21 protein-coding genes, 1 other RNA gene, 2 pseudogenes and 1 riboswitch are annotated in these 23,956 nt (G+C 41.3%); of the genes and pseudogenes, 3 read left to right on the forward strand and 21 right to left on the reverse strand.

All coding sequences use genetic code 11. The features are described from left to right. Nucleotides 1-171: 171 nt before the first annotated feature. The 16 genes and pseudogenes from A3M5_RS0110515 to A3M5_RS0110595 all read right to left on the reverse strand — a co-directional run bounded on the left by A3M5_RS0110515 (nt 172) and on the right by A3M5_RS0110595 (nt 17,303). Nucleotides 172-2,592 carry a heavy metal translocating P-type ATPase gene (locus A3M5_RS0110515; protein WP_018393728.1) on the reverse strand — a complete coding sequence of 807 codons (2,421 nt, stop codon included), beginning with the start codon at nt 2,590-2,592 and terminating at the stop codon, nt 172-174. A gap of 71 nt (nt 2,593-2,663) precedes the next feature. Next, nucleotides 2,664-2,876 carry a copper chaperone CopZ gene (gene copZ / locus A3M5_RS0110520; protein WP_018393729.1) on the reverse strand — a complete coding sequence of 71 codons (213 nt, stop codon included), beginning with the start codon at nt 2,874-2,876 and terminating at the stop codon, nt 2,664-2,666. 28 nt (nt 2,877-2,904) lie between these two features. Then, nucleotides 2,905-3,228 (reverse strand): metal-sensitive transcriptional regulator, encoded by a 324-nt coding sequence (locus tag A3M5_RS0110525; protein WP_051080866.1) that lies wholly within the window; start codon nt 3,226-3,228, stop codon nt 2,905-2,907. Nucleotides 3,229-3,400: 172 nt separating this feature from the next. Next, nucleotides 3,401-4,243 (reverse strand): sulfurtransferase, encoded by an 843-nt coding sequence (locus A3M5_RS0110530; protein ID WP_018393731.1) that lies wholly within the window; start codon nt 4,241-4,243, stop codon nt 3,401-3,403. Then, a complete protein-coding gene (locus A3M5_RS24755; RefSeq protein WP_231373234.1) occupies nt 4,227-4,442 on the reverse strand; it encodes a hypothetical protein in 216 nt (71 codons plus the stop codon). The genes A3M5_RS0110530 and A3M5_RS24755 overlap by 17 nt, the downstream gene beginning before the upstream one ends. Further along, nucleotides 4,420-8,049, reverse strand: coding sequence for a dynamin family protein (locus A3M5_RS0110535; protein ID WP_018393732.1), 3,630 nt, complete (start codon nt 8,047-8,049; stop codon nt 4,420-4,422). The genes A3M5_RS24755 and A3M5_RS0110535 overlap by 23 nt, the downstream gene beginning before the upstream one ends. 505 nt (nt 8,050-8,554) lie before the next feature. Next, the gene (locus tag A3M5_RS0110545) at nt 8,555-9,025 is read right to left on the reverse strand and encodes a chemotaxis protein CheX (protein ID WP_051080867.1); all 471 of its coding nucleotides are present in this window, start codon (nt 9,023-9,025) and stop codon (nt 8,555-8,557) included. Between the two features lie 208 nt (nt 9,026-9,233). Beyond that, nucleotides 9,234-9,719: a YhcN/YlaJ family sporulation lipoprotein gene (locus tag A3M5_RS22835; protein WP_082193897.1), complete on the reverse strand. Its 486-nt coding sequence runs from the start codon at nt 9,717-9,719 to the stop codon at nt 9,234-9,236. A gap of 487 nt (nt 9,720-10,206) precedes the next feature. Then, a pseudogene (locus A3M5_RS0110560) lies at nt 10,207-10,647 on the reverse strand (solute carrier family 23 protein); the annotation flags it as partial. 192 nt (nt 10,648-10,839) lie between these two features. After that, nucleotides 10,840-11,394: a tyrosine-type recombinase/integrase gene (locus A3M5_RS0110565; protein ID WP_018393738.1), complete on the reverse strand. Its 555-nt coding sequence runs from the start codon at nt 11,392-11,394 to the stop codon at nt 10,840-10,842. Between the two features lie 202 nt (nt 11,395-11,596). Further along, the gene (locus tag A3M5_RS24760) at nt 11,597-11,896 is read right to left on the reverse strand and encodes a DUF2512 family protein (protein ID WP_231373235.1); all 300 of its coding nucleotides are present in this window, start codon (nt 11,894-11,896) and stop codon (nt 11,597-11,599) included. Nucleotides 11,897-11,901: 5 nt separating this feature from the next. Continuing rightward, nucleotides 11,902-12,159 (reverse strand): annotated as a pseudogene (locus tag A3M5_RS26170) (transposase); the annotation flags it as partial. Between the two features lie 42 nt (nt 12,160-12,201). After that, complete coding sequence (locus A3M5_RS22845) at nt 12,202-13,926, reverse strand: GAF domain-containing protein (RefSeq protein ID WP_018393740.1); 1,725 nt, start codon at nt 13,924-13,926, stop codon at nt 12,202-12,204. A gap of 567 nt (nt 13,927-14,493) precedes the next feature. Then, on the reverse strand, nt 14,494-15,318 hold the full coding sequence (locus tag A3M5_RS0110585; protein ID WP_018393741.1) for a tyrosine-type recombinase/integrase: 825 nt from the start codon (nt 15,316-15,318) through the stop codon (nt 14,494-14,496). A 96-nt stretch (nt 15,319-15,414) separates the two neighbouring features. Beyond that, nucleotides 15,415-16,719: a nucleobase:cation symporter-2 family protein gene (locus A3M5_RS0110590; protein WP_018393742.1), complete on the reverse strand. Its 1,305-nt coding sequence runs from the start codon at nt 16,717-16,719 to the stop codon at nt 15,415-15,417. Next, nucleotides 16,716-17,303, reverse strand: a complete 588-nt coding sequence (locus A3M5_RS0110595; RefSeq protein WP_018393743.1) for a xanthine phosphoribosyltransferase — start codon at nt 17,301-17,303, stop codon at nt 16,716-16,718. Before A3M5_RS0110595 ends, A3M5_RS0110590 begins: the two co-directional genes overlap by 4 nt. A 105-nt stretch (nt 17,304-17,408) precedes the next feature. After that, nucleotides 17,409-17,509, reverse strand: a riboswitch (purine riboswitch). Between the two features lie 216 nt (nt 17,510-17,725). Here A3M5_RS0110595 and A3M5_RS25810 point away from each other — a divergent pair. The 3 genes from A3M5_RS25810 to A3M5_RS0110610 are packed head-to-tail and all read left to right on the forward strand — an operon-like array spanning nt 17,726 to nt 20,022. Further along, complete coding sequence (locus A3M5_RS25810; protein ID WP_018393744.1) at nt 17,726-17,866, forward strand: hypothetical protein; 141 nt, start codon at nt 17,726-17,728, stop codon at nt 17,864-17,866. Between the two features lie 25 nt (nt 17,867-17,891). Next, nucleotides 17,892-18,377: a cupredoxin domain-containing protein gene (locus tag A3M5_RS0110605; RefSeq protein WP_018393745.1), complete on the forward strand. Its 486-nt coding sequence runs from the start codon at nt 17,892-17,894 to the stop codon at nt 18,375-18,377. Beyond that, a complete protein-coding gene (locus A3M5_RS0110610) occupies nt 18,370-20,022 on the forward strand; it encodes a b(o/a)3-type cytochrome-c oxidase subunit 1 (RefSeq protein ID WP_018393746.1) in 1,653 nt (550 codons plus the stop codon). Before A3M5_RS0110605 ends, A3M5_RS0110610 begins: the two co-directional genes overlap by 8 nt. A 100-nt stretch (nt 20,023-20,122) precedes the next feature. On the opposite strand, the gene A3M5_RS0110615 is transcribed toward A3M5_RS0110610, so the two are convergent. The 5 genes from A3M5_RS0110615 to A3M5_RS0110635 form a co-directional block, all read right to left on the reverse strand. Next, nucleotides 20,123-21,268: a THUMP domain-containing class I SAM-dependent RNA methyltransferase gene (locus tag A3M5_RS0110615; protein WP_018393747.1), complete on the reverse strand. Its 1,146-nt coding sequence runs from the start codon at nt 21,266-21,268 to the stop codon at nt 20,123-20,125. A 12-nt stretch (nt 21,269-21,280) separates the two neighbouring features. Continuing rightward, the gene (locus A3M5_RS0110620; protein WP_155894702.1) at nt 21,281-21,658 is read right to left on the reverse strand and encodes an EAL domain-containing protein; all 378 of its coding nucleotides are present in this window, start codon (nt 21,656-21,658) and stop codon (nt 21,281-21,283) included. Between the two features lie 4 nt (nt 21,659-21,662). Then, an RNA gene (rnpB, locus tag A3M5_RS24055) (RNase P RNA component class B) lies at nt 21,663-22,053 on the reverse strand. 55 nt (nt 22,054-22,108) lie between these two features. Next, nucleotides 22,109-22,438, reverse strand: a complete 330-nt coding sequence (gene gpsB / locus A3M5_RS0110630) for a cell division regulator GpsB (protein ID WP_018393750.1) — start codon at nt 22,436-22,438, stop codon at nt 22,109-22,111. A gap of 290 nt (nt 22,439-22,728) precedes the next feature. Next, complete coding sequence (locus A3M5_RS0110635) at nt 22,729-23,955, reverse strand: ribonuclease H-like domain-containing protein (RefSeq protein ID WP_018393751.1); 1,227 nt, start codon at nt 23,953-23,955, stop codon at nt 22,729-22,731. Nucleotide 23,956: the final 1 nt, after the last annotated feature.

Genomic DNA, 23,956 nt, shown 5'->3' on the forward strand with positions numbered 1-23,956 from the left:
GTAAATAAAACAAAAAAACCTGCAGACAAAGCCTTCACTTTGAAGACTTTGTCTACAGGCTAGTCCACAAAATATGTGGATTTTCACCTAAACGATACTTTTATAAACAGCGATGACAACCATTAAATAAGCAACTGCCGCAAATGCCCAATTTTTCATGTAATCCCGTCCTTATAATTTTACTTTTTGCAGTCGAAGCGCATTAAGGACAACAGATACCGAGCTGAATGCCATGGCAGCGCCTGCGAGCCACGGTGCCAGAAAGCCTAAAGCTGCGATCGGAATACCGATTGTATTGTAGCCGAACGCCCAGAACAAGTTTTGTTTTACATTCTGGATTGTCATCTTGCTCATAAAGATCGCATCAGCAATACTATTCAGATCTCCTCTTATTAACGTAATATCCGCTGCTTCTAATGCGACATCCGTTCCTGTTCCAATTGCCATCCCGATATCGGCCGTTGCTAGTGCCGGTGCATCATTAATTCCATCGCCAACCATGGCCACTTTTTTCCCTTGTGCTTGCAGCTTCTTCACTTCATCTGCTTTTCCTTCTGGAAGAACTTCCGCGATCACACGGTCAATATCTACCTGCCCGGCAATCGACTGCGCTGTCTGTTTGTTATCGCCTGTCATCATAATGACTTCGAGACCCATCTCTTTTAGGCGTCCGATAGCCGCTTTAGATGTTTCCTTAATCGTGTCTGCTACGGCGACAATTCCTGCATACCGGCCATTGATCGCCACCAGCATAGCCGTTTTTCCTTCCTTCTCCATCTCCACCATTTTCACGTGGGCACCCATCATATCTACATTGTACTGCTTCATGAGTTTACGTGTCCCTACCAGTAATTCTTTTTCTTCGACCATGACCTTAATGCCAAAACCAGGGATCGCTTCAAATTGGCCTGTTTCTTTTAATGAAATCCCTTTGTCTTTAACCCCTTGTACAATCGCCTGAGCCAGTGGATGCTCTGACTGTTTTTCTGCGGCTCCAACTAGTGCAAGAAATTCTGCTTGATCAATGGATTCATGTACTAAAACGTCCGTTAATACAGGCGTCCCATTCGTGATTGTCCCTGTTTTATCAAGAATGACAGTGTCAATACGGTGTGTTGTTTCTAAATGCTCTCCACCTTTAAACAAAATACCGTACTCCGCAGCGCGTCCTGATCCCGCCATAATGGATGTTGGCGTCGCAAGTCCTAGCGCACAAGGGCAGGCAATAACTAAAACAGCTATCAGTTTTTCAAGCGCTTCAGCGAAGTTTCCTGGCGTCACCCAAATGAACCAGATTAAAAATGTGACAACGGCTATTCCAACGACAATCGGAACAAAAACACTGGAAATCTGATCTGCTAACCGCTGAATCGGCGCTTTTGATCCTTGTGCTTCTTCCACGACTCTAATAATTTGCGACAAAGCCGTATCCCTGCCTACTTTCGTCGCTCTCACTTTCAAAAATCCGTTTTTATTCATCGTTGCACCAATGACTTCATCACCCGGCTTTTTATCTGCTGGAATGCTTTCTCCTGTCAGCATCGATTCATCAACAGCGGATTGCCCTTCCATAATAATACCGTCTACTGGAATTTTTTCACCCGGCTTCACATGAAGAATATCTCCTGCAAGCACATCTTCAAGTGGAATTTCCATCTCTTGTTCATCTCGTTCGACGAGAGCTGTTTTCGCCTGTAAACCTATTAATTTTTTGATCGCTTCCGAAGAACGGCCTTTTGCTTTTACTTCAAACAATTTCCCTAAAATAATCAATGTGATGAGAATCGAGCTCGTTTCATAATACAGTTCGACCATATGACCAGAATGTCCGATCGATTCAAAGGATAAATACAAACTGTAAAAGTAAGCGGCTGATGTTCCTAACGCAACGAGCACATCCATATTTGCACTTTTATTTTTTAATGCTTTATAGGCTCCTATGTAAAACTGCTTCCCAATAATAAATTGTACAGGAGTCACGAGCGCTAATTGTACCCACGGATTCATAAACATGGCCGGTACATAGAACGAAGAAGTAAATTCAAAGTGCCCAAACATCGCCCATAAGAGAGGCAAAGAAAGAATGGCTGAAAAGATAAATTTCCCTGTCTGTGTTTCAATTTCTTTTTGCCGATGATCGATACTCGCTTTGCTGCTGTCTTCTTCTTTCAAAACAGCGCCATACCCAAGTGACTCCACTTTTTTTATGACGTCTGTTTTCGAAAGAGCAGAAGGATTGTATTCGACCGTCGCCCTCTCAAGAGCAAGATTGACATTCGCATTCGTCACACCGTCGAGTTTATTTAATCCTTTTTCAATCCTTGTTGCACACGCTGCACACGTCATGCCGGAAATTAAAAATTCGTTCTTTTCCACGATCACGCCATAACCAAGGTCGTTAATTTTTTGTTGAATATCTTCTTCCTTTATTTTAACTGGATCATATTTTACCTGGGATTTTTCTAATGCCAAGTTTACTGTAGCCTTTTCTACACCATCCAGTTTATTTAATCCCTTTTCAATCCTTACGGCACAGGCTACACATGTCATACCTGAAATTTGAAGGCTTGTTTCCTTCGCTTGATCGTTCATATTGCTCACTCCTTATACCTATATGGGGTATATTTTCTACCGGAAAGAACGTGCTGAAAGATCAGCACGCTTTATAAGTACGCCACTTCATATCCTTGTTCATCAATGGCTTCTTTAATTTTATCCAAAGATACTTGCTTTCTATCAAATTCCACATCCACTGTATGTTCTTGCAAATGAACTTTTACTGAGTTCACACCGTTCAATTCTCCTACGCTGCCTTCAATGGATTGGATGCAATGTCCGCAAGACATTCCTTGTACAGTTAACGTTGTGTGTTCCACTATTTTATCTTCCTTCCATTTTAAGTATTTATTTTTTCATCAATTTTTGAATCGTGACAAGCAGTTCATCCACTACTCCATGATCGCCTTCTTGGATACGCTCGACTATACAATTTTTCATATGTCCTTCGAGAAGAATTTTAGCCACACTGTTTAACGCCGCCTGCGTCGCGGAAATTTGCGTAATGACATCATCACAATAAACATCCCTTTCGATGAGGCCTTTAATTCCACGAATTTGACCTTCTATCCGATTGAGTCGCGTCACTAAATTTTTTTTCGTTTTCTCAGAATGGTGGCTCTTTCGATTAGCACCAGTCATGTCGTTCATATCACACTTTTGAATCTCCATTACTTTCACGTTGCCACCTCCCTTACATGTACTTTACCATACCCCCCTAGTGTATGAATAGTATTTTGTTTGAATTTATCATAGATTATTTGGCTGATAAAAATTTTTTATTCTTACCACTATATACAAAAGAACCGTTCAATAAACCTGAACGGTTAAAATTTTCTTTTTTTCATTTATCAACGATATCTCGTCCTTCTGTTTCAACTGGACGTGACGTATCGCTTGACCATTCACTATAGCTGCCTGGATACAATTTAACATTTTTATACCCTGCCATTTGCAAAGCCATCACATTCGGTGTCGCTGAAACACCTGAGCCGCAGTATACAATAACCGGTTCATCCTTATGAATATGTTCAAATCGAGATGCTTGCTCTTCTTTTGATTTCCATTTTGTTCCGTCCAATCCTTCCGCGAAAAAACGGTTAATCGCGCCGGGAATATGGCCAGGCACACGATCAAGCGGTTCTATTTCACCGAGGTAACGAACTGGTGCACGGGAATCAATTAGTAAAGATGAACCTGTTTCAGATGCATTTTTTACTTCTTCAATGGATGCACGCATGCCATCCTGCACGTTTAATTGAAACGAAGCTGAGCGTCGGATCGGCATTTCCGTTGTGACCCGGTATCCTTTTTCCACCCATTCGGAAAATCCGCCGTCTAAAATATGTACATCGTCATGACCCGCGTATTTGAGCAGCCACCAGAGACGGCCAGCGAACATTGACACGCCGTCGTCATATGCCACAACGGTCGAGTCATTAGACACACCGCAGCTTTCTAAAAAGAGTGTAAATACGCTCATGTCCGGTAATGGGTGACGCCCTCCTGCTGCTCCTTTTTCTCCGGAGAGATGAGCGTCAAGATGTGCATAAAAAGCACCTGGCAAGTGGCTTCGTTCATATAATTTCGCTCCTTCCGCTGGATCTGCCAGATTGAATCGGCAGTCGAAAAGGATGACATTGTTATTTTCAAGCTGTTCGTGAAGCCAGTCAGTCGTTACGATCATGTTCATTCACCTGTTCCTTTTCCATTAATTTTCTCACATTGTCTTTCGGGTCCCAACAGTTAAACCGGTAGCTCGGATTCGTTTCGAACCCGAGCCTGCGGCATCTATATATCATGTTAGCAGATGTTTTCACCGCCTCGAAATGACGGCACGTTGCACATGCATGAAAGCGTGTATTAAGAGGCAGGTTGGATGTCACTTAATACACGCTCCCACTCCTCAATATTTTCACTGTGCTCTAGCACATCAAGCCACGCTGTAAACTGTTCATTCACGTCTAATGAAGCGGCTTTTTTCACCTCATCCGTTCCCTGCTCAATGAACAAGAACGCACTCGTTTGAAGCGCATTTTTTTGATCGGCTAAATACAGATCCGCCAGTGCTTCGATCATCATTTGCAACTCCTTCATCATCACCTGCTTCTCATTTTTTTCAAAAAACGCACGGGCATTTTTAAATAATGAAAGCGGCTTTGCAAACGGCTCGCGCGGTACTTCTGTAAAGGCTGGATCAAAATCCGGCACGACGAGTTTCGGTGCATCCAAATGGGATAAAAGCAATTCCGGCTCAATCAACGATGCTTTATTAGTCAAACGCACCTGCTTTTCATGAAGCAATTTCACACCGTGATTTTCAACGCGAATTGAGGTTGCCCTCATTTCTTGAGCAAGATCATACCCGACGGATTCAAGCAGTTCTTCCAGCGCTTTTTGCAAAGACCCTTTTACGTCTCCTTGTCCACTCAACGTGGCCGGGTTAAATGACTCTTTGAAAAAGTCGGAGAAACGATAAAAGACACGCTGTTTAATGTAATACACAAGTTCATCGAGTTCCTGCGTCATCCGCTTTTTCTCCACGTCTGTATTCTCACTGTCGATTGCAACAGCCATCCGGCTCCACTTATCTTCTAGTTCCGCTTTCTTTTGCGTCCGATTATCGCGGTTGTCCTTCGCCGTTTCAATTAACTTCTCTAACTGCAAAATGCCCCGTTCCACTTCCGCTTCCGCCGACTGCACCGCCATTGACGCAAGGTCGTTTGATAAAAACGCGCGAAACGGCTCTTTAAATTGCCTCATACCGGACCGTGGATGATCCCATTCGCCGCGCTTCGCTTCTTCGACCGCAAGCATGCTTGATACGCCATGAAGACGCGGGAAACGGATGCCATATTGAAGCAGCTGCTCGCGCACGTACGATTTCACTTCATTCAGTTCGTCTTCATCCGCCGCTAAGTCAATCGCGTTAATCATAAAGAACATTTTATCAAGCTCAAATGCATCTTTTACACGGCCGAGCTGGATGAGAAATTCCCGGTCTGCCTTTGAAAACGCATGATTGTAATATGTGACAAATAAAATCGCATCGGAATTTTTAATGTATTCAAATGCGACACCCGTATGGCGGGCATTAATCGAGTCAGCTCCCGGTGTATCCACAAGTGTAATACCGAGACGGGTAAAATCACAGTCATAATACAAATCAATCGAATGAACGAAACAGCTTTTTTGTTCATTGGCGACATATTGTTTAAACGTGTCAAGATCCACGTTAATCGTCTCATCCGACTGGCTTTCGTAATCATGGAAACCAGCGTGAAACGCGCGTAAAAAAGATAAATGAATTTTTTCTTTCCCTTCACCTTCATTCGAATCCAACACGCCTGGCACCATTTTATATGCATCATGAAGCGACGACGCACTGCGGCCGAACAGTCCGAGTGATACATTCACATCGGCGAGCATCATGAAGCTTGTCTTCAAATGAACATCTGCTGTGCGATGTTTTTTCCCTTCTGCTACGGGATGAATCCGGTTAACGGCAGCTGTCGTTGGATTCGGTGATACTGGCAGTACTTTTTCACCGAGCAGTGCATTCGCAAACGACGATTTCCCCGCTGAAAACGCGCCGAATAGCGCAATTGTATACGTTCTGTTTTCAAGACGTTTCGCTTTTTGAATTGCACCATCAATAAATCGCCCAAAACCGGGCACGCCGTTTAAACGGTCCGCAAGATGACGCAGTTTTTTCACCGTAGAAGCTGCATCAATAACAGCCATCTCCTGCACCGGTTCCGTATCAATCGCCTGCTCCTCTTCTTTCCGTACTTCCCCCATATCTTCCTGTCCGGTGTAAACCGCTATATTTTCTGCTTCCACACGCCATTTTTCCATCAGCTCACCCATCATAGGCGGCATATCTGGGTCTTCCATTAACAACGTTTCTTTTAACTCATTTTCACGCACATTTCGCGCAAATTCAAGCGATACAAGCTTTTCTTTTGCTGTAAGACGTTCTTTCCAAATAAGATGATCGGCCGCGAACTGCGCATATTCTCCTTCAAACTGTTCCGTTAAAACCGGTGCGGCCTCACGTTCCCACTCATCCGACACAGCACGAGCCCGCTTTTTAATGAGACTAGCGACATCTTCACAGTAATTCAGCACAGCATCTCCTGTTACGCCAGCACCCGATTTCACTGCATCTGTAATGACGAATGAATCCATCGGCACAGATAATTCCTCCGCCTTCAACGCAAGCAATGGATCGTCCAAGCCGCTTTCTTTCAGCCATGAGGCTGTCACTTGCCGCACATGCCACTCCAGCTGTGCTTCTGTCTGTTTTTTCAAATCGACAAGCAGCGTATTCAAACGTTTTTCACGTTCTTCTTCCGTTTTCTTTTTCGCAAACAGCATGCCTACTTTAAATTCTGGACGAGTCGATTCTAAATAACTGCGAGCCATTTCACGTGTAGATGCCGGCATTAATATCGCATTTTTCAGTACATCTTCGCGTTTTTGTTCATACTGTTTCAACCAGAACGCCGCATCGCGCTTTTCCAGTTCTTTTGCAAGAGCCGCTTCTTTTTCTTCAATGGACTGGACTCCTGCTTCCGCAACAACCGCTTCAAAGTGTGTCTTCTCTTCTTTCTGCTGATCTAAAAGCCATTCAATATGTTCATGTACGAGACGATTCATCATCGTTTCAGCCGATTGTTCAGATAACTGCTCCCGGTTCGCCATACTATCATGAATAAGCTGTTTTACTTCATCGAAATCATTATATGACAGATCCCTGTTATACAGACTCGTAAAGAAAAACGCTTCCGGCTGTACATTCCACGTTGCAAACGAATCATACACAGACTGGCGGAACGCACTAAACGATAATTCTTCTTCTTTATGTTTATCTATCTGGTTAATAATTAAATACAACTTCACCCCATGCGACAACAGTTCTTTCGTATAAATAAAGTTCAATTCTGACTGTACGTGGTTGTAATCCATCACGTAAAACACCATATCCGCAAGGTGAAGCGCAGACTCAGTTGAGATACGATGTGCATCATCTGTCGAATCAACGCCCGGCGTATCCATCACGGTCACGTCAGGCGGCAAATGTGACGACGAATGTCCGATTTCAATGGATGCCACTTCATCGCCATCTTTTGCGAACTTTTTTACATGCTTTATGTCATATGGCGCTTTAAATAGGAGCGGACGGCCATTATGATAGTTAATTTTGGCAAAGTCTTCTTCAGCCGGTTTAATTTTAACGAGATTGGCACTTGTTGGAATAGGGCTTGACGGTAAAAGTGCTTCACCTGTTAATTTATTAATCATCGTCGATTTGCCGGCTGAAAAATGGCCGCAAAACGCGACGATAAATTCATGATCATTCATTTTGCGTAAAAAGAGCTCGGCCTTTTCCGCCCGTTCAGTGTCTTCATTATGTATAAATTGTTCATAAAGCCTCGCTGTGCGTGCCCGAATTGTTTCCATCGTGTGACTTTTTGTCGGTGCTTCCATATTTGTTCCGTCCCTTCGATGCGTACACCTTTTTTTCATTATTGTATATGATTTTTGGCAAATAAAAAAGGATACAATGAAAGCGGTGTGCACCTGTTTCACTGTATCCCTATATTCATTGTCATTTATTATTTTTTAAATACAGGCGTACTTGTTTGATTTGCCGTACGATCCAGCACAAATTTCATTACTCCACCATACGTTACCACTGTCGCCGTCACAAATAACCAGATCATTTCAAACGCCTTCTTTCTTAGTTGATAATGATTTTCATCCTTATTTATATCCTAACACCCATTTTCTTTTTTTGCAACCCAAAAAAAGATGCCTTATTCATCATCGGTCAAAAAGATGTATACATGAGTAAACATCACGCAAGGGCAAAAACGAAATCCCCCTTACGATTCGCACGAAAGACTTTATGTCTATTTTATATAACAGCCTATTCAATGCCATCTTATATATACTTAAATATGTTTATGTATATGGAATTCGACAACTGCTGTTAGCCTTTTTCAATATTTAAAACTAACTCGTATTCCCCGGCTTCCTGAAACGCTATTGGCAGCTTGATCGCCTGCCTGAATCCGGAAATTTTCGAATCACCTACAATGATCGTTGGCGGTGTAATATCAATCGTAATTCCTTTTGTAAACAATGCGGCACCCATATTGCCCGCGATCATATTGACAACTTCACCAGCAAATGACTCAACCATTTCACCTTCGATTGGCATGCCAAACATCTTCGTCCCTAAACGTGAAAACGATTCTTCTGATCCTTCTAAAATTAGGCGGCCCGGCAAATCACCGGTGATCCCGATAAAAACACCTATTGCATGATGGCTAAATGACTCCGTTAATAATGTCGGTCGTCCCACCTGCACTTCGATTGGAATGACCGTCCGGATGGATTCAATGGCGCAATTCAACACTTCTTTAATGACCGTATTTTTATCTAGTTGTGTGTTTTCCATATTCACACCCCGCTTTTTCTTTTTATCCCACATTAACAGGCAGTAAGACCCCCATTGAGTGAAGTTTCACTTTATTTTACTGTAGATCTTCTCATTTGTCAGTATTTTTTACCATAACTTTAGAACTAAAAAATAAACGAAAGGTCCTGCTCAAAATTAGCACGACCTTTCGTTTATTTTATGCATACATTTTTACACCTGAATTTATTTAAGTATTTGGAAATATTTTTCGAACTGTATTACCAAATTCGTCAATAAAATCTTTACTTGGTTCCCCTGCAGTAAGTCTTTTTTCAAACTCAGCCATATACTTTACGAATTCAGGTTTTGCTGAAACAAATACTTCCTCAATCTGTGGATCTTCATCCATTAACAGGTCCGAAATTTTTTCTTCTATAGGAACTGGGACTGCTTCAGCTGTATCATTTAAAACTAAAGCAACATAAGCTTTGTGACCTTGAATGATCACATGTGCTTGTTCGATTTGCTTCATATCTGCAATTTGTGTTGCTTCAGACCTAGGCAATTCTAACTGCAATTCTTCATCTCCAGCAACCTTCTCCTCTATTGCTTTATCGCTTGTCTCTTCTACGACTACTTTTTCATTTTCAGCCACTCTTTCTTTATTATTACATCCTATCAATGTAAGAATGGTCAAACAAACTGTAATATAAATATTAAATTTACCCATCATATTTCCTCCTTTAACTATACAAAATATTTAAAAATTGATGATTTTGTCCCACAGTGCTCACTCCTTTTTAATGACTGCTTTTTTAGCCTTTCCGGATTCAATCTGGTTTATGAATGATTTTAATGAAGAAATTGAACATCAGAATGCTGGAGTATTATTGGAGCCGATGAAATTGTTCAGCTCAATAGTAATTGAAGAAATTAAGAAGTTGTATACATAATCCCATATCGGTGCCAACGATGTTAAATTTCAAGGCGCTGAAATCGTGGACTTTCACCCGATTCACCATAGAAAAGAAAAAAGATAGCCGAATAAACGGCTATCTCATCAAAAATCTGAGTCTAGCATTGACCGTCTGGATGCTTAAATCATTTGTTTTTGTCTTATAATTAAAATGATCTTCCTTCATATACACAAGATATTTTCTGATAATAGGAGATGTTAACTCAACTACTAACATCACATCAGAATATTTTCATCAGTTGTTTTATGACATTTTTTCTTTCGCGGGCGCATCCACTGTCCGCTTCCGGTCGATTTCATTTAACAGTACATTAAGGACAAGCGCCGTCAAACTGCCGGCGACGATTCCATTTCCCATTAAAATTTTCACACCGTCCGGCAGACCTACAAATAAATCCGGTACAACTGTCACGCCAAGCCCCATCCCAACTGAGCAGGCAATAATCAGTAAGTTTTCCTGCTTGCCCATGTCGACATTTCCGAGCATTTTAATTCCTTGAGCCATCACCATTCCGAACATCGCCAGCATCGCACCGCCAAGCACACTCGACGGAATAATCGTCGTGAATACACCGATTTTCGGCACAAGGCCAAGGAAAATCAAGAAGCCGGCTGTGTAAAAAATAACGGTTCTTGATTTCACACCCGACAATTGCATAAGACCGACATTTTGTGAAAAAGCCGATTTTATATTCGTTCATTGATACCTTGATATATAAGCATTTTGATCAATCAAATACTCCCATGTATTTAATAATCAACTACATTTTATTTACATATATATCTATTACTTTCAGTATGCACACAGAGAAGTCCTTCTTTATACGGACACGTGCTATTTCCATATAAAAAGAAAAACACGCCAGTTGTTAACATATCATAGTTTGAATGTTTCAAAATCCTTCTCGATTTCTTCCGCTGTAATTCCGATATAGTCTAATGTGATGGATGGATGGGAATGATTTAAAATGTTTTGCAGCTTGGCTACGTCCTTAAATGCTTTGTAATGCCAGTAGCCGAATGTCTTCCTCATCGTATGTGTTCCAATCCCGCTCGTGATGTCTGCCATATCTGCCGCTTTATTAAGTTGTCTGTATGCCTGTATGCGTGAAATAGGCTTATCCCCTTTACGTGATGGAAATAGCCATTCGGTATCGTCTAGTGTACGGATATAGTCGTTCAGTTCCTCTTTGATCTGCTTCAAGTGAATCTTTCGCACCTTCTTCGTTTTGCCTTCTCTGACTGTAATCTCATTTTTTCCACTTACCTGCTTTATTTTCAATTCAAGTAGATCGCTCACTCGTAGACCGCTATTGATACCAAGAAGAAATAAGATGTAATCACGTTCACCACAATGTCGTTTGAGTGACCATTTCATGTTTTCTAAATCTTTCTCGTTTCGAATCGGTTGAACATCTTTAATGGTCGCCATGCTCGTCCCCCCTTTAAAATCAGTATTTTGAATGTAACGTATAATTTCTATAAACTGATTATAGAAGAAAAAACAGGATATGTCAATAAAGTCAATCATATGAATGTAACATATTAAAGATAATGTTACATTCATAATAACAAAAAAGGCAATTACCTCTGGACGAAGTAATTGCCTTTTTGAATTTCTTTCTTTTCAAAGATTAGTTATTATGGCGGATAGTGCGTGTGTCATCGAGGTGCTTTTCATCAAATACATGTCTGTCGAGATATTTGTGGAAAAACCATGCCCCTACTGCAATAATAACCGCTGAGAGAATAGAAGCTATTAAAACATCACTATCATCTGTAAAAAGTTCTTTCCCCATGAGCCAGATAACTAAAAAAGATAAGACAGCATCTGAAATGGTCGCAATGATGTTTCTTTTTTGATGGTCTGCATTACGATCACGATCATCTCCGGCTTTACGGAAAATAAACAAATCACCGATGATATAAGCCACAATCGTTTTAAAATATCATTCTCCATCACCAGCTGCTTATTTTCTTTGCGCAGTTTCAAAAGTTCCTGTTGTTCAAGGGACCGATTATCTTTTTCTTTGAAAGAACCGGAGGTTTCATCCTGTTGAATCCACCGGTCAAGGGAGGATGGAGTCAGATTATATTCTTCGATAATCGCTCGTTTCGTTTTTCCATTCTGGTGCAGCTGAACCACCATTTGTTTTTTGAACTCAGGCGTAAAGGTACGGTGTTCTCGCTTCATCATAATTGGAACTCCTCATCTGTTTTAGATCAAGTGTACGTGACCTTAATTTTTCTGTCCAGACAAGTGTAGACGCTCCAATTGCTGTACCTTTTCTTCAAGAATACTTTGTACCTTTTCTAATTCTTTCGATTTCTGTTCGGAACTTTCATACTGCTCTCCAAGTTGTTCATTAATGGTTCTTAACTCCTCTTGTTGTAATTGAAGCTCTTCCGATTGGCTCTGTGATTCTTCTGTTAAAGCCTGCGATTCTTGAAGCAATTTTCTTACCTGCATCTGCCCTAAAATACTTTGTATGTTGATACCCAGATTACTCACGACCTCTTGTAGCAACATTTCTTCTAGATGACTAAATGATTGAAATGAGGCTAATTCAATAACAGCCAATACTTCTCCTTGAAATTCTGCTGGAATAACTGTTACACGGGAGGGCTGCTTTGAACCTAGGCCAGACGTGATTTTTATATAGTCTTTCGGAATTCGATTAAGAACAATTATGCGATTTTCCAATGCACATTGTCCGACAATTCCTTCCCCTAAATGAAAGCTGCTGGCCCCTATATCCTCCTGTCGAGTATCGGCATAGGCAGCAAGCTTCTGTAAGATCCCCTTATCATCTTTCACGTAGATCACGGCATACGTTGCGCGTACCATAGGAGTAATCTTGTTGATCAACTGGCGGGCTAATGTCTCTATGTTATCTATTCCAGAATACATAGTCGCAATTTCAGCAATTCTCGTTTTTAACCAGCTCTGTTCATCTGCAGCCTCTTTTAATTCCAACTGTTCAATCTGTAGCCTTTCTAGCTCTTCCGTTCTCCCTTTTAGTTGGCGAACTAAAGTTCTATTTTCAAAAATCGTAATGACTTGCCGAATAACAATAAAAAATAGAACAACCATTCCTCCAATAAAAATACCTAAGATCGCTTCTTTTTTGATTATCGCAAGAATGACTAAAAGCATTAAGCTTAAATAAGGGATGATAATGAATATACTATGAACCTTTTTAGGTTGATTTTTTTCTTCTTGTGGAGATTGAACGTCAATATGACTACCATAAAAACTTGATAAGCCTATTAAGATGACACAGATATTCCACACCGGGGTTATAAGGGATAAATAATTATAATTGTCATAAATGGCTCGATATAAGTAATAAAACTCTGCGATGGTATAAATAAATACGACCGCAGTATTGATGGTCAAAACAATAGGTGGGAAAGTCGATTTATAAGAAACGAATAGCATCACAATCCCTATCAATATCCCTAAGTGTGCAGCCGGATAAGTTAACGAAAGGATGAAATGAAAAGTACTAGTTTCATATTGCAATAATGGTTCTAAGAAATAAACCCACGTTATGGTTGTCAACACGGTCATAATGATAAACGAATCAAAAAACAACTGAATAGAACCGTATTGTCTCCTCTTCATATATACTTTATAAAGAATAGCAAGGCTATATAAAATCACAAACATGTTAAAAAAGAAATTAGCCCAGCTAGGGAAAGGGAAATCCATTGCTACCCACATAAATTCGCCAATAAAATAACTAAAACACGCTGCGAATATAATAAACCAGAACCTTTTTTCCTCTAATTCCTTTATATGATAAATCGCTACACCTAAAAATATTAGGGCTATGATGGGACCCGTAACGGCTACAATTCCCATTCCTAATGTGTTTGTTGACCAAAATAGAATAAACAAATAATAAATCAGCGCATAGATAATCGTAATGAAAATTAAGGGTTTCTTTAATTTCTCCAATGTACTTCACCACTTCCATTAATTTAAAATATATCATAGTTATTTTTGGAGTCTATTATAAATTTTGGAATGTCAACACTAATTCAAACAACTTTTTTAAGGGACATTTTTTTAAAATCCACGGGGCTTACATAGCCTAGTGTTCCGTGAATGCGCAACTTGTTGAACCCCTCTTTACTAATGAAATTCTTCCTAACGGAAACTTTAGCATTTTTTCCTTTAAAAATCTTTACTGATTTAACAAAACTTTGTCACTTTTTACTAGTGACAGATTTCTCAGAGGCCACCGATCCTCGTTTCCTTACACACAAAAAAAGGACAGCTGATGTTCAGCCCTCCTTATTTTATACTTTAAAAAAGAAACCTCTTCATACTTGCTCCTTTTTTATTGGCTGGTATTGTTCAGAAACGATTAATTCATCCTTTATTAGAACATAAGGGTGAGTCTCCAACAAAAGTGTTTGAAGGTAGCCTGGCATTTTCTCTCCATCGTACGCACAAATTAATGGAAATAACAGTAGTTTTACAGCTTCATATACCATTTTATAACATATATGTGATTGTCTGTCATCTAAAATCGTGACAAGAAAAATCTTCTTCAATTCCCGCTTTAAGCACATACCTTTTTAAATTTCTTCTGAAAGTATCTTCGGACATCTGCTCACCATTCCAATTTAAGAACACATATTTATTATCCCAATGCGTATCATTTTCAGTGATTAACTCTATCAACAATTTCAGAGTGTAGTTTGATATTGGAACTATTCTTCCTTTCCTTCCTTTTGTCACCTCAGGCGGAAGATTAATCTTTCTGCTTTTTAAATCTAAATCATTTTTCTTAATCGAAATCGTTTCGCTTATTCGCATTCCTGTATCGTATAAAAGATTCATTATGACAAAATCACGGAATTGGGGAAAATTCTCTTTATTTGGTATCGTAAATAATCGTTTTAGTTCCTCTTCTGTCAACTTGCTGAATTTTCTTTCGTCAGCTTTAAGCAGTTTAATTTTCGCAACGATGTTTTTTCCGATTATGTTTTCATCTTCAAGAAAATTGTAAAATGTCTTTAAAAATCTGAGTCTTGCATTGATCGTCTGGATGCTTAAGCCATTTGTTTTTGTTTTATAGTTAAAATGATCTTCCTGCATATAAACAAGATATTCCCTGACTATAAATGAAGTTAGTTCAGAAACTAATTTTGTATCGGGATGATTTCCCTCTACCCATCTCATAAAGAAACGATAATGTTCATCGTGACTTTTTATTGTCGGCGCTCGTAAACCTTCCGATTTCTTTGCCGATAAAAAGTAATCAAATGCTTGCTTAAATGTAAATTTAAACTCTATTTCTTCATTTGCTACCTGCCGTTTTGTTACTCTTTTTGAATACAAAAAACGTCACCTCCATTTCTTTTCATGTAAGAAATGGAGATGACGTTACGACATTTTCATGTCTTTAAAACGTGGGAATATTTTTCATCAGTTGTTTTATGACATTTTTTCTTTCGCGGGTGCATCCGCTGTCCGCTTCCAGCCGATTTCATTAAACAGTACATTAAGGACAAGCGCCGTCAAACTGCCGGCGACGATTCCATTTCCCGTTAAAATTTTCACACCGTCCGGCAGACCTGCAAATAAATCCGGTACAACTGTCACGCCAAGCCCCATCCCAACTGAGCAGGCAATAATCAGTAAGTTTTCCTGCTTGCCCATGTCGACATTTCCAAGCATTTTAATTCCTTGAGCCACCACCATTCCGAACATCGCCAGCATCGCACCGCCAAGCACACTCGACGGAATAATCGTCGTGAATGCACCGATTTTCGGCACAAGGCCAAGGAAAATCAAGAAGCCGGCTGTGTAAAAAATAACGGTTCTTGATTTCACACCCGACAATTGCATAAGACCGACATTTTGTGAAAAAGCCGTATACGGAAATGCATTAAAAATCCCGCCGAGCATAATCGCTATTCCTTCTGCACGGTATCCTTTCGCCAAATCGTGCTCAGTGACTTCTTCATCACACATATCTGAAACGGCAAAGTAAACACCTGTTGATTCAACAAGACTCACCATCGCCACGAGGATCATCGTTAAAATACCGGACCATTCAAACGCGGGGACACCGAAATAAAACGGCTGAATGACATGAAACCAAGATGCATCCATAACAGGAGCAAAATCGACTTTGCCCATAAAAAAGGCAATAACCGTTCCAATAAGAAGACCGAGCAGCACAGAAATGGAACGAGCAAAACCGTCAAAAAAGCGATACATCAAAATAATAATAGCCAGCGTCGTAAATGCAAGGGTAATATTCTCGGTTGAACCAAAGTCTGGGCTGCCTTGCCCGCCACCCATATTATTCATCGCAACCGGAATAAGTGTCACGCCTATAATCGTCACAACCGAACCTGTCACAACCGGCGGAAAAAAGCGGACGAGCCTGCTGAAAAAAGGAGCGATAAGTAAAACAAAAATGCCTGATGCTATAATAGCACCATATATATAGTTAATACCGTGCGTTGTCCCGATTGCAATCATCGGACTGACAGCGGTAAACGTACAGCCAAGAACAACAGGAAGTCCGATGCCGACCCATTTGCCACGCCATACTTGCAGCAATGTCGCAATTCCGCACATGAAAATATCAATCGATACGAGATACGTCAGCTGTTCCGGCGTCATGCCGATCGCTGCACCTACGATTAATGGAACAAGGACCGCGCCTGCATACATCGCTAGAACGTGCTGAATGCCAAGGGATGCCGTTTTAAACGCCGAGGGCTTCATTTTTGCGGCCCCTCTTCTTTAAACTGGATTTCCCCTTCTTTAAGCGATCCGATACGCGCTAATGATTCGACACGTATACCTTCTTGTTCGAGCAATTGGGCGCCGTTCTGGAATGATTTTTCAATAACGATGCCAACACCTGCAATGGAGCTGCCCGCCTGACGAACGATGTCGATTAATCCGAGGGCTGCCTGGCCATTGGCAAGAAAGTCATCAATAATGAGCACATGATCATCCGCCGATAAAAAGGCATTTGATACGGCAATACGATTCGCCGTTTCTTTCGTAAATGAATACACATTGGCTGTCAGTAAATCATCCGTCATCGTCAGCGACTGCCGTTTACGAGCAAACACGACTGGCACGCCGAGTACGAGACCCGTCATAACAGATGGTGCAATGCCACTAGATTCAAGTGTAACAATTTTTGTGATTTTTTCTGATGCAAAACGATTGGCAAATTCTTCTCCAATTTCTTTCATGAGCAAAGGATCGATCTGATGGTTCAAAAAAGAATCTACTTTTAAAACATGTTCGGACAAAACGCGTCCGTCCTGTTTCATTTTTTCCTGAAGACGTTTCATTCTTTCTTCCTCCTATTTACATCTTCAGACATAAAAAAAGCCTAAAGCATGATTTTCTCTTTATTGAATAGAGTGAACAATGCCCCTCAGGCTGCGAACGGACGAACCGCACTGTTGTTCACTCATAGTCGAGCCATTTACGATAGTCCGGTAGAAACATGCAGACCAAATCCCACGATTATATGAGCGGGTATAGTTCATTTATGCTTTATATATTAGCAGAAAGCACGAAAAAATCAAGATAAAACACGAACGTTAAGATTCTATTTTTTCTGATTATTCGTTAACATATATTCACCACTATTTCACATTTTTTTCACAATAAAAAAATAATTCGTGATTTTTCTCACAGAATCTATTTTTTTACACACTTAAGATAGTGTTAACGAGGAATAAGACGATCAAGAGAGGAGAGATTTAAAATGGCTTCTGGAAAACGTAATCACAAACTTCGGGAAGAAGGGCACTCATTAAAAGGTACATTATACGCCGTATTTGGAATAGGCATTTTTATCATCGCTTCATGGATGGTCGTCTTTTCTATTTTCATTGATCGTTTCTAATTTGTTTGAAGGAGGAATTATACGTATGCATTTACACCGTTATGAAAAGTGGTGGCTCACGTTTGGAATCGGTTCGCTTGTCTTATTCCTCGTCATCGTTGGGATTAGTGCGTTCCACCAAGGACATCAGCCGCCTAGTTCAGTAAAAACGATTAACTATGAACAAATAGACAAAGTCGCTCCATTTAATGAACCTGGCCTTAGAAAAGTAGAAGGTAAAAATTGGGACTACGAACTTGTCGTCGTCGCTTCTGCTTTCATGTATATGCCGACTGAAGTGGAGATTCCAGTTGGTTCAACTGTGAAAATCATCGCTACAACGAAAGATGTTGTGCATGGATATGGAGTGGCCGGCACGAATATTAACATGATGCTCGAACCGGGCTACGTAAGTGAATATGTCACAACGATGGATAAAACAGGTGAATACCTTGTCGTATGCAACGAGTATTGCGGCACAGGACATCACACGATGAAAATGATGTATAAGGTGGTGGATATAAATGAATAACAGCACATTTTTATGCGTAGATAAACGCGATGCGCGCCTCGCGATGGCCCATATGTATGTTGCATTTGCGGCCCTTGCCATTGGCGGATTGATGGGACTTTTACAAGTTTTTGTCCGTTCTGGACGTTTCGAGCTTCCAGCAAATATCGGTTATTATCAAGTATTAACCGTTCACGGCGTCATGCTTGGACTTGTCTTAACAACATTTTTCATTCTCGGTTTCCAAGCTGCTGCTGTCAGCCGTACATCTGGTACATTTACAGCGAAACAGCGCCTGGCTAGCTGGATTGGTTTTTGGATTATGCTGCTAGGTACTGTGATGTCAGCAACGATGATTTTATTAAATGAAGCAACGGTTTTATATACATTTTATGCACCGCTGCAAGCACACTGGATTTTTTATCTCGGTTTAACATTTATCGTCGTTGGCAGCTGGTTCGTCATCTTTGCCCAAATGGCAAAGTATGCACAGTGGCGCAAAGAAAACAAAGGAGAAATGTCCCCGCTTTTAACGTATATGGTCGTTGCCAACTCCCTCATGTGGTTCGTTGCAACACTTGGCGTCGCAGCAGAAGTATTGCTTCAACTTTTGCCGTGGTCACTCGGGTTCATTGAACGTGTCGACGTGGCAATTACACGTACACTGTTCTGGTATTTCGGTCATGCACTCGTATATTTCTGGCTCCTTCCTGCTTACATGGCATGGTATGTGGTTATCCCGAAAGTGATCGGTGGTAAAATTTTCTCGGATTCACTTGCCCGTCTTTCATTCATTTTATTTTTATTGTTCTCGATTCCGGTTGGTATTCACCATCAGCTAACAGAACCAGGTATTACAGAATTTTGGAAATTCGTACAAGTTATTTTAACCTTTATGGTTATCATTCCGTCGCTCATGACCGCATTCAGTATGTTTGCCACATTTGAGCTGCGTGGACGTGAACTCGGTGGTAAAGGATTGTTCGGCTGGCTTCACAAGCTTCCGTGGGGTGATGCACGTTTCGTTGTTCCATTTATCGGTATGGCCGCGTTCATTCCAGCTGGTGCCGGTGGTATTATCAACGCCTCTTATCAAATGAATCAGGTGATTCACAATACAATATGGGTGACGGGTCATTTCCATTTAACCGTTGCAACAACTGTTTTATTAACGTTTTTTGGGATTGCCTACTGGCTCATTCCACATTTAACAGGACGCATTTTAACGCCACAAATGAATAAACTTGCAATTATACAAGCATTTACGTGGACGTTTGGGATGACAATTATGTCCGGCGCGATGCATTGGGTCGGTCTTCTCGGGGCACCACGTCGTTCGTCTTACTCAACATATGGCGATGCTGAGCAGGCACTCGAATGGATTCCGTATCAAATCGCACAGGCCGTCGGCGGTACAATCTTGTTCCTCGGCATCATTTTAGTCTTGATCATTTTCGTGAACTTATGCTGGTTTGCACCAAAAGGCGATGAAGAATTCCCTGTTGGTGCAATCGATAAAGGTGCTGAAAAAACACCGAAGATTCTCGAAAACTGGAAAGTCTGGATTACTGTATTAGTTGTGCTCATCTTAGTTGCATACACGGTTCCAATTATGGACATAATTAACGGCGGTCCACTCGGATCAAAAGGATTCAAGCTCTGGTAATACCATATAAAAAAGCGCAAAAGCAGGCCTGGCACCGCTTTTGCGCTTTTTATATCTTCTGGATTTCTGACCAATCACCACTGTTTCTGATCGCTCCGCTTTATTCAGATTCAGAGCGGCGCGGCGGGCGCTTGCCCCAATATTGATAGTAATCACAGCGAATAAACCCGTTGAATAGTTTTCGCTTTTTCGTCGCTGGCTTGCCATATACTTCTTCAAATTGTTCATGCGACGTGAGCATGTAAATAGACCACGTATCAAGCGATTTAAACTTATATCCCATATCTGCATACAATTTTTCAACAGCTGGACGGTCGCTTAGTCGCTCACCATACGGTGGATTGCCAACGATGACGCCATACTCTTTATCTGTTTCAAACTGTGTAACATCTCCAACCCGGAAGTTAATTAAATCACCAAGCCCTGCTTCAAATGCATTGCTGTTGGCGATACTGATCATATTTGAATCAATATCAAACCCTTCAATATCAAGCGGCTGATCATAATTTGCTTTGTCTTCTGCTTCCGTTCGGACGTCATTCCATACATTGTCACCTATCCATGCCCACTGTTCAGACACGAAATCCCGGTTAAAACCAGGCGCAATGTTTTGACCGATCAGCGCTGCTTCAATCGGGATCGTACCCGAACCGCAAAATGGATCAACAAATGGCTTGTCTGGGTACCAGTTTGTCAGCTGAATAAGTGCAGCAGCCAATGTTTCCTTGATCGGTGCTTCTCCTTGTCCGATCCGATAGCCTCGTTTATGTAGACCTGCACCGCTCGCATCGATCGTAATTGTCACTTTATCTTTTAAGAGTGCGACTTCCAGTGGAAAATGCGCACCCGTTTCTGGCAGCCACGCCTCCATTTTATACACATGCTTCAATCGTTCTGCAATTGCTTTTTTGACGATGGCCTGACAGTCAGATACACTAAACAACGTTGACTTAACTGATTTCCCCTGCACCGGGAACGATGCATCTTTCGGCAAAAATTGTTCCCATTCAATCGCTTTCGTCTTTTCAAATAATTCATCAAACGTTTTCGCATAAAATTCAGCGGCCACTACTTTGACACGATCTGCCGTCCGCAGCCACATATTGCAGCGGGCAATTGCCATCGCATCTCCTTCAAAATATACCTTGCCATTTTCCGTTCGCGGCGAATAGCCGAGCTCTTTTACTTCTTTAGCAACAAGCGCCTCTAAACCCATAGCAGCTGTCGCGATGATTGTATACGTCATAACATCCTCTTTTCATTCGTATTCTTCCGTTAAATCCAAATAAAGAAAATCAATTAATTCTGCAAACTGGTCTATGGACTGAATAAAACTTCGGTCAATTTTTAAATGGTCAATAGAAAAACGCCTTAAATAACTAAGTGATGAGTACCCGGTGCCGAAATCATCAATCGACAATTTAAATCCGATACTTTTCAGCTCTGTCAGCCGCTGCACAGATTTTTTCGCGTCCAGCATGACCGTACTTTCGGTCACTTCCAGTTCAAGAAGACGGGCGGGCACATTCTCATCACTTATAATGCCACGTACGGATTCAATAAAGTCGTCTTGTAAAAATAGAAGAAAAGCTCCCCTAAAAAGGAGAGCCGAGTATTGTATATTTGAACCCTGAATAACGTTCTATAAGCCATGTTTTGTTCCTTCGTACTGCAAACGGCCAGGGTGTGACCTCGTACTCCGGTGGCAATCATCTGTCTGCAGAAACTTATGCTTCTGCCTTTCCATTCGTTCAGTTCCGTCCGGAAAGTGCCCCTACCAAAATTTGGGTTGCTCACTCACGGGGTTTACCTCGTTCCACCTTTATCATTTCTGATAAAGCTCCGTCACTGTGGCACTTTCAAAGTATTCACACCATATCCATGAGGACTTAGGTGTTTTCCCTGCCGTCAGCATTAAAATGCTGCCCTGGCTTATGGTTTCGCCAGGCGCGATCACTACAGGCATCTCAGCACTGTGCGAGCATGGACTTTCCTCTGCAGCCGCTCGGACTGCAGCGATTACCCGAACGTTATTCATTTTCGTTCCTTTATTATAATAGATGGACGGTCCAAATGCAACGAGTATTTATTCGTTGTTAAGACGATCACCAAATACGTGCCGCTCTAAATTCGACAAACGTTTCAATATGTCGAAATTTGTTGATCCCGCTACTGGTTGCTGCGCGCGTATCGGCGGCTCCGGTTGTCTTTGACGGGAAGCGATGGAACTGTTTTCTTTTTTCAAACGTAAATTTTCCTGCTGTAATTCTTCAATTGCCTGTTGAAATACATCATAATCTTTAATGACCAGATCTAAAAACTGATCCACATCATCCGGATTGTATCCGCGCATGGATGTTTTAAATTCTTTTTCGAGAATATCTTTCCCGGTCAGCTTAAGTTGCTCTGACAACATTGCCTTGCACCACCTTCATCGATTCCTGTTTTTATACGTTAATTGTTTCAAAAACAGTGCCGTTTGTCAATTAGGAAACAGGTCGTCTAAAGGTTTATTGCTTTTTACAAAAAAGCATAGAAACTATCTTTTAAATTCGTTAACACAAATGCAGTCAATCCGATAAACACAAAAAATAATAGAAAAATCGCACGATTCAACCTGTCATTCACCCCATAGTTATAATTTCTCTTTTTAAAATGGCACTCTTTATTTTACGATGTTTTCAATCATGTTACAACAAAATGACATTAGTTTTTAAGGTATTTCGACTTTTTTCTTTCTAGCCGTGTCAAACGGTGTTCAACTTCCTTTCTTACCCCTTCATCTGTCGCCATTTTAAGTGCCTGTTCGGTTATCTTAATCGCTTCGTCTATTTCCTTCCATTTATGTTCATACAGCTTGGCCAACTCAATTGATGCATCGAATGCCCGCGTACTGCGGGACTGCCGGACGCGGTCAAATAACGCTCTCGCTTCTTCAAACGATTTTCTCCGCTTATATTGCATCGCCAGTCTGTAGGCAGCGTCAAGCGCAACGTCGTCTTGCCCCCTACCTGCTGACTGCGCAAGGGCCATTCGGGCAGCTTCAACGTTGCCGGATGATTCAAACCATTTAGCGATTTCAAGGGCTGTGCGATCGTCATTTCGGGTCGAGCCATCTAGCACAAGCCGGCTAATATGTGTATATAGTGTAAGCAAGCTGAGAATATCACGCTCATTATGCTTCATTACCTGCAATACACCTTCCGGGTCCCCACGCTCCACATAATCAAAATAAATAATTGGTGCTAAGTGCCCCGGCACATCATCGATCCGCTCAATGCCAAGAATGTTTTTTTCTACATTGACGAGCTTGACCGATTCCATTGTATGTTTAAATAATCGGCGCGATGCATGATATAGATCGAAATGACCAAATGCGGGAAGAGCCGGCACTCGGTCACGCACAAATGTGTGGCGTGACTTTACCTGTGGCCAGTCAAAAGATTTCCCATTATAGGTTACAAGTGTCGTATAATCTGTTTCTTGTAAAAACTTCGCATAGAGTGCCGTTTCATTACCGGGTGACGGCAGGAAATACTGCTTTACTGTTACATGGTTGCCTGAAATGCGGGCCGTTCCGAGCAAAAAAATAACACTGCCTGATCCTCTAAGACCTGTTGTTTCCGTATCAAAAAAATACAAATCCGACGAAGAAAATCCTTTTGCGGACAACGGATGAGCGCCGTCAAAAGAAGACCAGTCCTGAATCGTTTTTTTCGCATCAAGGAATGTGTAATGGCCATGCTTATAATCAAGTGAATAATGCGTTTCACGGGTAATGCAGTACTCGCCTTCAAAATGGAATACGTTTGCGCCTGCCGCTTCCCACGTATCCCAGTGACGAATGTTCTCTTGCTGCTTTTCAATCGGTACCGCTATCTCTTCCCGCACAAGATGTTTTTTCATCCGTTGCAGTTTTTTGGTCATACTCATC

Source organism: Bacillus sp. 37MA (genome assembly GCF_000372765.1).
Taxonomy (GTDB): domain Bacteria; phylum Bacillota; class Bacilli; order Bacillales; family Domibacillaceae; genus Domibacillus; species Domibacillus aminovorans.